This window comes from Ensifer sp. D2-11 (genome assembly GCF_054161295.1).
The window spans coordinates 1,059,092-1,070,729 of record NZ_CP096434.1; the positions used below are offsets into that span (position 1 = coordinate 1,059,092).

At 60.6% G+C, this 11,638-nt stretch carries 12 protein-coding genes; 1 reads left to right on the plus strand and 11 read right to left on the minus strand.

Annotation, left to right across the window (positions count from 1 at the left end):
* Position 1 precedes the first annotated feature (1 nt).
* From M1D34_RS22000 to M1D34_RS22020, 5 genes are all read right to left on the minus strand, one after another.
* The gene (locus tag M1D34_RS22000) at positions 2 to 802 is read right to left on the minus strand and encodes an ABC transporter permease (RefSeq protein WP_498782019.1); all 801 of its coding nucleotides are present in this window, start codon (positions 800 to 802) and stop codon (positions 2 to 4) included.
* Positions 799 to 1,743: an ABC transporter permease gene (locus M1D34_RS22005; RefSeq protein ID WP_498782021.1), complete on the minus strand. Its 945-nt coding sequence runs from the start codon at positions 1,741 to 1,743 to the stop codon at positions 799 to 801. The genes M1D34_RS22000 and M1D34_RS22005 overlap by 4 nt, the downstream gene beginning before the upstream one ends.
* Positions 1,744 to 1,810: 67 nt before the next feature.
* On the minus strand, positions 1,811 to 2,926 hold the full coding sequence (locus M1D34_RS22010) for an ABC transporter substrate-binding protein (protein WP_498782023.1): 1,116 nt from the start codon (positions 2,924 to 2,926) through the stop codon (positions 1,811 to 1,813).
* A 33-nt stretch (positions 2,927 to 2,959) separates the two neighbouring features.
* Entirely contained in the window at positions 2,960 to 4,093 is a 1,134-nt protein-coding gene (locus tag M1D34_RS22015) for an ABC transporter ATP-binding protein (RefSeq protein ID WP_498782025.1), read from the minus strand.
* Between the two features lie 306 nt (positions 4,094 to 4,399).
* On the minus strand, positions 4,400 to 5,167 hold the full coding sequence (locus M1D34_RS22020; RefSeq protein WP_498782027.1) for an SDR family NAD(P)-dependent oxidoreductase: 768 nt from the start codon (positions 5,165 to 5,167) through the stop codon (positions 4,400 to 4,402).
* Positions 5,168 to 5,296: 129 nt separating this feature from the next.
* Between M1D34_RS22020 and M1D34_RS22025 the strand changes: the two genes are divergently transcribed.
* On the plus strand, positions 5,297 to 6,409 hold the full coding sequence (locus M1D34_RS22025; protein WP_498782029.1) for a histidinol-phosphate transaminase: 1,113 nt from the start codon (positions 5,297 to 5,299) through the stop codon (positions 6,407 to 6,409).
* Between the two features lie 254 nt (positions 6,410 to 6,663).
* Here the strand turns inward: M1D34_RS22025 and virB11 are convergent, their stop codons facing one another.
* Genes virB11 through M1D34_RS22055 form a run of 6 tightly spaced genes read right to left on the minus strand, consistent with a single transcriptional unit; the run spans position 6,664 to position 11,638 of the window.
* Positions 6,664 to 7,671, minus strand: coding sequence for a P-type DNA transfer ATPase VirB11 (gene virB11 / locus M1D34_RS22030; RefSeq protein ID WP_498782031.1), 1,008 nt, complete (start codon positions 7,669 to 7,671; stop codon positions 6,664 to 6,666).
* A gap of 9 nt (positions 7,672 to 7,680) precedes the next feature.
* Entirely contained in the window at positions 7,681 to 8,853 is a 1,173-nt protein-coding gene (gene virB10, locus M1D34_RS22035; RefSeq protein ID WP_498782033.1) for a type IV secretion system protein VirB10, read from the minus strand.
* A gap of 9 nt (positions 8,854 to 8,862) precedes the next feature.
* Positions 8,863 to 9,717 carry a P-type conjugative transfer protein VirB9 gene (gene virB9, locus M1D34_RS22040; protein WP_498782035.1) on the minus strand — a complete coding sequence of 285 codons (855 nt, stop codon included), beginning with the start codon at positions 9,715 to 9,717 and terminating at the stop codon, positions 8,863 to 8,865.
* A complete protein-coding gene (locus M1D34_RS22045) occupies positions 9,717 to 10,388 on the minus strand; it encodes a VirB8 family type IV secretion system protein (protein ID WP_498782037.1) in 672 nt (223 codons plus the stop codon). Before M1D34_RS22045 ends, virB9 begins: the two co-directional genes overlap by 1 nt.
* A 4-nt stretch (positions 10,389 to 10,392) precedes the next feature.
* A complete protein-coding gene (locus M1D34_RS22050; protein ID WP_498782039.1) occupies positions 10,393 to 10,665 on the minus strand; it encodes a hypothetical protein in 273 nt (90 codons plus the stop codon).
* Between the two features lie 37 nt (positions 10,666 to 10,702).
* Complete coding sequence (locus tag M1D34_RS22055; protein WP_498782041.1) at positions 10,703 to 11,638, minus strand: TrbL/VirB6 family protein; 936 nt, start codon at positions 11,636 to 11,638, stop codon at positions 10,703 to 10,705.

Consider the following 11,638-nt stretch of genomic DNA (forward strand, 5'->3'; position numbering starts at 1 on the left):
GTCATTTCGATTTCAGGAAGATGTCGAGACCGACCAGGCGGTCGAGCAGCGCGATCGCAACACCGGCGCAGGCGATGAACACCACGGAGATGGCGGCCAGGTCGGGCGTGATGATCGAGCGGATGGAATTGTAGATTTGCACCGGCAGCGTCACGCTTCGAGCGTCGACCAGCAGCAGGCTGACCAGAAACTCGTTGAGCGCGAGGATGAACATCAGCAGCGATCCCGTGATCACGCCCGGCAAGACTGCTGGCAGCGTGATGTACAAAAAGCGTTGCAGCGGCGGCGCTCCGCAATTGGCCGCCGCCAGTTCCAGGTCGGGCGACAGATTGCTGGCACTCGCCGTCACAGCCCAGATCATGAAGGGCAGGTTGATGACGGAGCAGGCGATACCCACCGGCCACAACCGTCCGAGAACGCCTATGTTGCCGAGTACCAGCATCATTCCGATACCGGAACCGATCAGCGGAATGGTGAACGGCAACAGCAGATAGATCTGGATCGATCGGGCAAACCGCACCCGGTACTTGGCCAATGCGATGCCGGCGAGCGTGCCGACCGGGATCGAGACAACGGTGCATATCGAGGCGACGATCAGCGAACGCAGGAAGGCCTGCCTGAGGTCGCTTGCCTGGGCGATCGCGCCGTACCATTTCAGCGATAGGCCGTCCGGCGGAAAGGTGATGATGTTTCCGGCCGTAAACGAGGCTCCGAGCACGACGACAGTGGGCGCAGACAACATCAGAAGCGCAGTCGCAACGAAAGCCCATAGAACGAAGGATTTGCTTTTGCTGCCCGTCATTTACGGTCTCCTGTCATGGCGAGCGTGCCTGCGCCGAACACCATGAACACGACGCCGACGAGCATGGACCCGACCGCAACGAGCATCAGCGACAGCGTGGCACCCATGCCCTGGTCGGACGTGCGGAAGAACTGGTCGTAGATCGCGTTGGCGATAAAGTCCTGCGTGCCGCCGCCGAGGATGGCGGGGATAGCGAAGTCAGTGAGCGACAGTGTCATCACGACTAGGCCGGCACCCACGAGCCCGGGTCGGGAAAGTGGCAGAACGATGTGGCGAAAAGTGCGGGTCCAGCCCGCGCCGAGCGAGGACGCTGCCGCCTCGAGTTCGTTGGGGATCGCGGTCAAAGCCGGTGCAAGCATCAGCACCGCGAAAGGCAGCATGTACTGAACGAGGCCGAACAGTACCGCAGGGTAGTTGTAGAGCAGCCGTATCGGCGGGACGCCTACGAGACCGAGCGCCTCGTTGACCATGCCCTGGTTGCCGAGAATGATCAGCCAGCCGTAGGCGCGCACGACCTGCCCGATGAAGAAGGGCAGGAACAGCGCAACTAGCAGGAACTTGCGAAGCGCGGACGAGGGCGTGCGCACCATGAGATAAGCATATGGAAAAGCGAGCACCAGCGTGATCACGGTCACGATCACCGACCCAATCAGGCTGCGGCCGGCTACGGTCGCAAAGAAGCTCTCGGTCAGAACACGCTGATAATTGGCGAGCGTATAGCTCTCCGACATCAGGAAGGTATTGGTATCGAGCGTTCTCAGGCTCGTGTCGCCAATCTGGACGAGACCGAGCACAAGCAGCCCCACGAGCACAATCGCGGGCATCAGCATGAGATAAGGTAAGCCTCGCTGGAAGCTCGAGGGCCAGACGATAGCCGCAAGGCGTTCGAGCATATCCATGACGCGCCACGTCAGGGGATATGCGGCACGGGAAGCGCGCATGGCACCGATCCTGTTTCACGAGAGAGGTTGCCCGCCGGGAGAAGGAACGCGGCGGGCACGCAAGCAATTAGCCCTGCATGATTTCCTTGAACTTGGCGAACCACTGGCTCTCGTTCTCGACCTGTATCTTTGACGAGATACGGATCAGGTGCTTGAAGTCCTCTTCCGTGGTCGGGTAGGAGGGATCGCCCACGAGATCGGCCGGCGGCGTGATGCCCGGGATGACGCCGGGAAGGCCAAGACCGTCGAGCCAGATCTGCTGTGCTTCCTTGGTCAGGGCGTGATTGATGTACTGCTTGGCCCAGTAAAGCTCATTTTCGGGCAGACCCTTCGGGATCCAAAGGCCGTCGGTGTCGAACTTAGCGCCTTCCTCCGGCACGACCCAGGCGATCTCGATGCCGTTCTTCTTGGCTTCGCGCGCATTGGTCGAAATGGTGCAGGCGGCGTCGATCTCGCCCTTCTGGAACCAGGTGGTAAAATCCGGGTCCTCGCCGAGCAGCGGCTGTTGCTCCTTGATCTTGGAGATGAAATCCCAGGCCGGCTGCATGTTGGCGGGAATGTCCTCGAGCTTTCCGCCGCCGGCGACCTGGGCCGGGAAGTGGAAGCCGATGCCGTCGTTGTACAGTGCGATCCGACCCTTGAGCTTGGGGTCGAGCAGATCCTTCCAGGACTTTGGTGCGCCGCTCGGGAAGGCCGACGGGCGATAGGCGAGCACGTAAACATAGCCGTAGGTGTTGACGATCGGATAGCCGTCGAGACCGACCGGCTTGGCAAGATCCGTGGCGTTCTTGAGGTTCGGCAGGTCCGACAGGTCCTCGGTCACCCCGCGCAGCGCCGACTTTGTCGCATTCGTAGTCGTATCCCAGTTGATGTGGATCGGCGGGACACGCTTCTGGGCAACAGCGGCCCAGACCTTCGGCTGGATCTCGTTGTCCTCGGTCAGGTCGTGACGAACGGCAATCCCGGTCATCTTGGTGAAGCTGTCGGACACACCAGCCTTGAGAGCATCGACCCAGCTGCCGCCCCAGGCGCGAACGATGATCTCGGCCGGCTTTTCCGGCTCTTGGGCAAAGGCGCGACTGGCGCCGAGCGTCGAGAGACCGGCCGAGGCGCCGGCCGCGGCGATCGACGCAAGCAGCGTCCGGCGGTGGATTTGCGTGGACAGGAACTTTTCATGCGGCATTACACATTCTCCTCTGGCTGAACCTTCTCGGGGTCATTTTTGAAAGACATGCATATCCCTGGCATTCCAGCCGAGACGGACCTCGTCACCCGGACCAAACTGCAAATGAGATTCTGGATCGTGGTCGAAGACCCGCATCAGCACGCCGGCGAGCCCCGGAACCTGAATTTCGTAAACGACGCGTTCGCCTTCGAAAATGCAATCGACCACCTCGCCGTCGACCACCGTTTCGAGGCCCTCGAGTGGCCTGTCCATCGGTGCAATGCGGATCTGTTCTGCGCGAACCGCGCCACTGCAGGGTATGCCGGTCGCAAGGGCAGCATCGGCTGCGATCCCGACGAGACGCACACCGCTGACTTCGAACACGGCTTGCGCCGAAGTAAGCTCGACAACCGTGCCTTCAATGAAATTGGTCACGCCGATGAAGTTTGCGACAAAGGCATTCGACGGCGCGCGATACGCATCGACCGGCCGGGCCTTTTGCTGGATGAAACCGCCATTCATGACGATGACCTCGTCGGAAACCACCAGCGCCTCTCGCTGGTCGTGGGTGACATTGATCGTGGTGACGCCGAGCTCTTTTTGAATGCGGCGGAACTCGAGCTGCATCTCCTCGCGCAGCTTGCGATCCAGCGCGGCAAGCGGTTCGTCAAGCAGAAGCAGGTCCGGTTCGAACACCAACGCACGGGCGATAGCGACACGCTGCTGCTGACCGCCGGACAACTCATTGATCCGCCGGTTACCATAGCCGCCGAGGCGCACGAGATCGAGATAGCGCACGACCTTTTCCGGGATCGTGCGGGCGTCATGGCGTCGCATCTTGAGCGGAAAGGCGACGTTTTCGGCCGCCGTCATATGAGGAAAAAGCGCGAGCTTTTGGAACACCATACCGATGGCGCGCTTGTGCGCCGGCACGGCACTGACCGGTCGCCCGTTGATGAAGATTTCACCGCTAGTCGGACGGTCGAAACCGGCGATCATGCGCAGCAGAGTCGTCTTGCCGGATCCGGAGGGGCCGAGAATGGTCAGGAATCGCCCTTTCGGGAGGTCGAAGGAGGCGTTCCTGACAGCGTGAACATCGCCGAAAGCCATGCCGACGTCCTTGACGGAAACTGCGATCGGATTGACGGATCCGGCCGGACGGAGATCGGCAGCAACGACGCCCATAAGATTCCCCTGTCTTGCTCCAACCGATGAGACCGCGGCGAAGCTTTATTCTATTCGACCCGGCGGAATGCAGTCGACCAGGCCTTTAATCAGTTGTCTATACATATTAGTACAAGTATCGTCAACCGGTATTGCGTATTTTTTGCACTGCGAAGATTTATGCTAATTAATTGTGCAATTGCGAGGTATCCGCGAAGCCGCTGACAGTTTTGGCGGCGACGGACAGAACGACAAGCACGCAAAACGGGTGCCTCGTACGGTCTGCACCCCCGACGGAACATTCATGCAGGCACGCGCACGCACGGATCAGATCGAGGCGAGATAGCCGCCGTCGACCGGAATACAATGCCCGGTGATATAGGCAGCCGCATCGCTGCAGAGGAAAACCGCGACGCCGCCGATGTCGCTTTCATTGCCGAAGCGCCGCTGAGGGATTTTGTCCAGCATGCGGGATTGCCAGTCCTCGTTCTCGTAGAAGGCTGCAGTCATGGCGGTGCGGAAATAGCCGGGCGCAATGGCGTTCACCCGGATGTTGTGCGCTGCCCACTCGGTTGCCAGGGCACGCGTCACGCCGAGTAGGCCGGACTTTGAGGCGCCGTAGGGTACCGCCGTCGGAATGCCGACGTAGGATGTCAGGGAACAGAGATTGACGATTGCTCCGCCGTTTGCGTCCGCCATGATCCGGCCCGCCGCCTGGGCACAGAAGAAGGCGCCCTTCAGATTGGTTGAGACAATCGTTTCCCAGAGCGCCTCGTCTACATCGAAGGAAGCCCGGACATTCTCGAACCCGGCATTGTTGATCAGGATGTCGAGACCGCCCAAACCCTCGGCCGCTGCTCTCGTGACGCTTGCGCAAGCTTCGACGTCGCGCACATCCTGGGCAAGCGCCACCGCGCGCCTTCCGGTCATTTCGATCAGTGCCCGGGTCTCGGCCAAACCCTCTACCGTTCGCGCGGTCACGGCCACGTGCGCACCGGCCTCGGCCAGAGCGAACGCGATAGACTGCCCTATGCCGCGGCTTGCTCCCGTAACAAGAGCGCGGCGGCCGGAAAGGTCGAAGATCGGGCGGGTCATGACGGCTCCTGTTCTGGTTCCCACCGGGATGACATCATTATCGCAACAACATGTCTATACATATATACAGATCATGGATCCCGGCTTATGAATAGCACATGGCAATGTGCACCTCATGGAGACGGTAAAATGGCAATCCCTTCAAGCCCTATACGGGATGAAATCCGCTCGATCGCCCCTTATAATGCCGGACTGACGCTCGAGGAGGTGCGAGCGAAGTACCATGTCGACGAAGTAGCCAAGCTCGGCTCCAACGAGAACCCTCTCGGCCCCTCGCCCGCCTTGCGTCGGCTCTTTCCCGACATCGGCGAACTAGCCCGGCTTTATCCCGATCCGCAGGGCCGCGCGCTCTGCGCCCGCCTGGCTGCCAGCTTCGATGTCGAGAACAATCAGGTTATCCTCGGCAACGGCTCGGAAGATTTGATCGCCGTCATTTGCCGCTCCGTCGTGCGCGCGGGCGAGACTGTGGTGACGCTCTATCCATCCTTCCCCCTGCATGAAGATTATACGACTTTGATGGGCGGAAAGATCGATCGCGTCACCGTCACCCCCGACCTCTCCGTCGACATGGACGCGCTTCTCGCCGCGATTGCCCGCAAGCCGCGCATGCTGATGTTCTCGAACCCGATGAACCCCGTCGGCTCATGGCTGACACCGCTCCAACTGGCAAAGGTTGTCGCCGCGCTCGATCCGGAAACGCTCATCGTGGTCGACGAGGCCTATGCGGAATATGCAGCCGGCGACGACTATCCAAGTGCGGCCGAAATGCTGAAGGTGACGGGCTTGAACTGGGTCGTGCTACGCACCTTCTCCAAAGCCTACGGACTGGCAGGCCTGCGTATTGGCTATGGTATTGTCAGCGACGGCAGCCTTTGCGATTTTTTCAATCGTGCGCGCACTCCGTTCAACACCAATGCAATCGCCCAAGTATCCGCCCTCACTGCCTTTGATGACACCGATCACCTAAACCGTTCCGTCGAGCTTGCTCTTGTCGAACGCGAACGGATGAAGAAAGAGCTCGCGACGATGGGCTACCGGATTGCACCATCGAAATGCAACTTCCTGTTCTTCGACGCACGCACAGAAGCGACCCCGGTGGCCGAAGCACTGCTCCGGCGAGGCGTCATCGTCAAACCCTGGAAACAACCCCGATTCGAGACGTATGTTCGCGTCAGCATCGGCTCGCCTGTGGAAAACGACCACTTCATCCGTGCGTTGAAGGAGGTCGAGGCTGCCGGATGAGGCAGGCGTGAATCAGACTGGTTAGGCATTTTATGGGGTCGAACCTGAAGCGTTCGGGTTCGGTGGTCCAGAATTCGCAGATGTATTCGGTAGAGGTGAGCCCCTTGAGCGTCTTTAGACTCAAGCCGCTGCGATGACCGCTGTTGTCGCAAAAAGAGGCTGTTTTACGCCTTAGCGTTGGACTTCTTCTTTCCCACCCAGACGATGCAGGAATCGACTTGCATCCATCGCCTTAAATCAATGAACTGCACCCGCTATCTCAATGCCCCGGCATGGCCTGGGTCGAAATAAATCTCCGTCACGCGGAAGCGCCCATCGATGCGCTTGCATTGGACAATTATGTCGACCGCGACCTTCAGAAGCTTCTGAATATCATCCCTATCGAGGTCCCGGCCGCCCTCTGATTCCTTCACGAGCAGCGTTAGCTGCTCGAACGCCAGCGCCGCGCAATCGGAGTGGACCGTCGTGATCGATCCTGGATGCCCGGAGTTGACGTTGCGAACGTAATAGAATGCGGTCCCATCGCGCAGTTCCTGAAGCAGTATACGATCCGGCCGCATGCGCAGACAGGACTCGAGGAGCTCCTTCGCACCGATGTCGGCAAGCCCCTGTCCTCCCTTAGAATAGAACAACCGCACATGGTTCGGCTGCGGGATAATGAGTTCCGGGGTATCTTCGATAGAGATGATCCGCTCATGGATCGGAATATGGCGCATGAGCGCCTTGGAGAGTGTCGTCTTACCTGACCCCGTCGCTCCCGAAATTATGATATTCTTCCGCGCCAGCACAGCCTCACGCAGGAACTCAGCATAGGCACCCTTTCGATGAAGATCGACAATTCTACGGTCCGCTGAACCCCCATTGCCGGCGTGCGTCACGTCCGCGAACAGCCCATCCCTCTCGAGGTCCTCGAGGCTCAGTGTCACCGAAGCGGGTTTCCGGATGGTGATGCTGACGATGCCCTTGCTTGTCGCCGGCGGAATGACGATCTGGATCCTTTCGTCCCCCGGCAGGGTCGCTGACAGGATCGGCCGCCTCTCGTCGATGGATTGATCGGAAAACGACGCCACCGCCCGGGCAAGGCGCATCAGCTTCTCGAAGGTCAGCTCCGGCGTGTCATGGGTCCGCCAGCCATCGGCGCCTTCGGTCAACACCTGCCCGGGCCGATTTACGATCACCTCATAAAGGGACCTGTCTTTCAAGAACCGCGAAAACGGAGCAAGCAGCTCGCGGACGACTGCTGCGTCAGGTCCCTCAGTCATAATGCCACCCTACTTTGTCACCAACGCCGATTGCGGACTGAAGTTACCCAGCACAGTCCGATCAAGAATTCTGTTCTGCGGCTCCGTTATTCGAAGCCTGTAGACGCCGGAAAAGTCGAGGTCGCGTGCGACGAAGATCGATACAAGCTCACCTTGGTGCTTCAGGAGCGTCGGCGGGATGTTGATCGACTGCTCCACCGCGATCGCTGCGGCCTGCTGGCCGGCGCTCGTGGTGTTCTGCGCATCGACGTCGGTGTTCTGCAGGCGGCTGTTGGCATAACTCGTGGCGTCTCCGACTATGGAAAGGAGAAGGGCACTGCCGAAGCGCTCCCACCAATGGGTGTCGACATCGCCGTCGACGCCGGCACGGCCGAGCGCATCGGTCGCCGGTGACGCCAGCGTAACGATGACGCCGTTCGGCGTCTTCGCACGGTTCCAAAGCACGAACAGGCGTTTTTGCCCCTGCTGTAAACCGCCACGGTATTCGCCGACGATCTGTGTGCCTCTTTCCATCAGCACGACGCGGCCATTGTCGGAAAGAACGTCCCGATTGATCACGCAGCTTGTGAAGCCGGGCTGATCCGACGCCATCGCCGTTTCCAACACGCAGGGTATCGAGGTGCCCATCGCGACAATGTAATTCCGATTGCCGAGCGTGCCCGCACGCGAGCCCTCAAGCCGGGTCGGCCGAAGCAAGGCGCCAAATCGTTGCTCATCATTGCTGGCGCCATTCTCGCCCATCACGTTGCCATTGAGCGGCAGGAAATTGCTGTCCGCCGACCCGGAGGTGTCAACGACATCTCCGCGAGATGCCGTGTTCCCCTGTCCAGCGCTATAGGCCATGACCGGCGCGCGACGGGCGGAATCGAGCAGCGGATCTTCTTCCAGCAACTCTTCGGTGACGACCGGCGTCGGCAGTTGGATCTCCGGCTCGGTCCGGACAGGCTCCAGCTTTTCCTTGGCGGGTTCGAAGCTCGTCGTCTGCCGAATGACCACCCGCTCCGGTCTCGTGGTATCCGCTGGCGTCTTCTCACCACTCATCGACCAAAGCGCGAAGGCGACAAAGGCGACGACGGCCAGCGCCACAGCGCCGCGCTTGCGGACGGAATTGTTGTCGATCCGCCTCCCCGCGACCGTTTCGGCGCGCTCGCCCGGTATGCGGCTTTCGTCTTCCTGAGCCATCGCGACCTCCTATTGCACCGCGCCAGCATCGGTCCGCACGACGCGCTCGACCGACGGTGACGTTGTGTTGGTGTCAGGGTTGATGCCGATCCGGTCATATGCCTCGTTGAAGACGCAAAGGACGTCGCCACCCCTGCGCAGGATGAACTTCCGGCTGATGGCGTGGACGAGCACCAAACTGCCGTCGACCGATTTGGGCACCAGGTTCTCGCTGCCGTCCGAGTTCTCTATGTAGATGGCGGGCATCTCCTGATTACCGACGAAGGCAAAGGTCGTAACCTTGCCATTGTCGTAGACCGCTTGCGGCTCCAGCGCCTGCGCCCCTTGTGCGGAGTAACGCCAATTCCGCGGTCCATGCGCCTCGTGGATTGCCAGCGCATTGTCAGCTTGCTTCGCTTGCGCCGCGATCGCATGCGCCGCGGCCGCCTGGCGGCGGCGCTCGGCGTCATCGGCGGGATAGCGGTACTTGACGTAGAAGTAGGTGGCCTGGCCGACCTCCACCGTTCCGTCTCGCACCGTCAGCTCCATCTGGTAGCTGCGCGTGGAGCCGTCGCGGCGGCTGGTCACGACGGAGATATTGGTGATCGGCTGGTTCTCGCGCGGCTTCAGGAACAGGATGTTTCCAGCCGGCGCGACTTCCCAGGCGACGCTGTTGCCGAGGGCGACATGCGCGATCTCCTCGTCGGGGGCGAACTCGACCTGCACCGAAGACCGAAGCGAGCCGATAATCCGGGTTATGTTGTAGGGCTGGTAATCGACAAAACGCACCCGACTGTCCTGCGATGCCCCGCGCGGGATTTCGAGGGCAAGCGCAGTGGCTGCCGAGCTGCAAAGAATGAGAGCGAAGATGGCTGTGGTCCGCATCAGTTGATCGCCTCCGGATCGGCCCGGTATTCGCTGACGGCAAAACCGAGAGGGTTCACAAGTCGGTCGGTCGACGACATCGGCGCGTTCACATAAGCGAAGGTGAGCGTTGCGACCCAATGGGTCGTCCGGACCTCTTCCCCACGGGTTATCGTGCGCATGTAGCGAACGGAGACGACATTCGGATTGATCAGCGAGATCGATGCGATGCTGATGCGCGCCGTGGCACTGCGCCCGTAGGTATTCTGCGGCGATTCTGGATTGCTGCCGCGATATAAGGCCGCGAACCGGGCTTGCTCTGCTTGAGTGGACAGCAGGGCGACCGTGCGGAAAATCTCTTCCGCTTCGCTCCAGACGTAGCCTTCGCGAGCGCGCACATATTTCGCCGCGAAGTATTTGGTGACAGCCTCATCGTAGGTTCCCGCCGTCGATGTCAGCGCCGACACCACGTCGACGATGCCCGTCGAATTGTCGACCCGCACGACAAACGGCTCGACCGTTTTCAACGGTGTGAGGCCGGCGACCGCGAAAATGGATGCACCGGCAAGAACGCCTGCAACGATGGCGATCGACCAGGCAATACGAGCCGAGCCCTCGACCTGGATCATACGGTCCTGATCGAACCGCCGCGCATTTTCGAAGTACGTCTTGAGCTCGTCGCTTGAGACCATCGCGCTACCCCTTACAAGAACGATAGGATGCGTCGAAATCGAGATGGGCGAAGGCCGAGACCTGCTTGCGTGCCTCGACATAGGAAGCCATGCGCGGCGAGGTTACCGGGCGCGCGTCGGAATGCTTCTGTTTGAGATGGCTATTGTTCTCCCACTGCCACATGGCGCGATTGAGCGGCCGGCGCGAATAGCCGTCGCATGTCGGGAGTGGATGGCTCATTGATGCGCAGCCGCTGAAGATCGCCGCCATGCACAGCAGCGGAAAAGTTCTTGTCATTCCGAAAGGCCCTCATTCTTGCTTGTGCGAAGGGGCGTCATGAACCGGCGCCCTTTGATCTGAATGTCCGCCCAACCGCGCGAACCCCGCGTCCGGCGACCTTGAATCCGCGTGAGGCGGCCACGGCGAGCGTGCTTTCGTGGGCGTCTCGGGCCGCACCGTAGCCGTAGGTCAAGGATGCACCTCCGGAAGCCAGAGCCGAGGCAATGTTGGGAAGCTGGTAGAAGACGTAGAGGGCGGCAAGGCAGATGGCGCAAAGCGCGATCGGGCGCATCAGCACATCGCTGTATCCCTCGATCGCCGTGAAGGTGGTGTCGATGCAGGTGATCAGCAGAGAGCCGATGGCGACGACGAGAACCTGGAGAATCACGAAATTTGCAAGCTGTCCGATCCAGGCTTCGGTGAAGCGCCGCGTCGCTCGGAACATGGCGAGTGCCACGAAGATCGGGCCGATCGCAAGCACGATGGCGAGTGCCAGCCGCGCGTAGAGCGAGACAATGTAGCCGATCGCCGCCACGATGAAGCTCGCACCGATCACCATCATGCCACCGACGCCGGTGACAATGTCGACCGGCCAGGAGGCGCGCGACCAGATGTCCGTCGCGGACGCCTGCCCCTTATCGAGAAGGCTGTCGAAGGTGGAGGCGCTCGGCGCCGTCCCCATGTTCAGCGCCTGGGAGATCTCGCGCGGGAGCGCATCGAAGAAGAGCCTGGTGACATAGGTCTGATATTCGCTGGCGTTCTTCACCAGTATCACGATGATCGCGAGCTTGATCACCCGATAGGCGAAGTCGAGAATCGGCTCCGACACCGAGCCGCGAAGTACAAGATAACCGTAGAGCACGACATAGAGGGTGACCGCTACCGTCAGGGGCCCGGAGACCCACTCGGCAATGTTCGACGTCCCCGAGGAGATGAAGCCCTCCAATGGCGTCTTGAACTGCTCGTCGACAAAGCTGAACACCTCATACAT

Coding starts and splice junctions, on each gene's coding strand:
- M1D34_RS22015 (WP_498782025.1), bottom strand. CDS start 4,093: ATGGGCGTCGTTGCTGCCGATCTCCGTCCGGCCGGATCCGTCAATCCG.
- M1D34_RS22055 (WP_498782041.1), bottom strand. CDS start 11,638: ATGTATGAGGTGTTCAGCTTTGTCGACGAGCAGTTCAAGACGCCATTG.
- M1D34_RS22000 (WP_498782019.1), bottom strand. CDS start 802: ATGACGGGCAGCAAAAGCAAATCCTTCGTTCTATGGGCTTTCGTTGCG.
- M1D34_RS22045 (WP_498782037.1), bottom strand. CDS start 10,388: ATGGTCTCAAGCGACGAGCTCAAGACGTACTTCGAAAATGCGCGGCGG.
- virB10 (WP_498782033.1), bottom strand. CDS start 8,853: ATGGCTCAGGAAGACGAAAGCCGCATACCGGGCGAGCGCGCCGAAACG.
- M1D34_RS22020 (WP_498782027.1), bottom strand. CDS start 5,167: ATGACCCGCCCGATCTTCGACCTTTCCGGCCGCCGCGCTCTTGTTACG.
- M1D34_RS22050 (WP_498782039.1), bottom strand. CDS start 10,665: ATGACAAGAACTTTTCCGCTGCTGTGCATGGCGGCGATCTTCAGCGGC.
- M1D34_RS22010 (WP_498782023.1), bottom strand. CDS start 2,926: ATGCCGCATGAAAAGTTCCTGTCCACGCAAATCCACCGCCGGACGCTG.
- virB9 (WP_498782035.1), bottom strand. CDS start 9,717: ATGCGGACCACAGCCATCTTCGCTCTCATTCTTTGCAGCTCGGCAGCC.
- M1D34_RS22005 (WP_498782021.1), bottom strand. CDS start 1,743: ATGCGCGCTTCCCGTGCCGCATATCCCCTGACGTGGCGCGTCATGGAT.
- M1D34_RS22025 (WP_498782029.1), top strand. CDS start 5,297: ATGGCAATCCCTTCAAGCCCTATACGGGATGAAATCCGCTCGATCGCC.
- virB11 (WP_498782031.1), bottom strand. CDS start 7,671: ATGACTGAGGGACCTGACGCAGCAGTCGTCCGCGAGCTGCTTGCTCCG.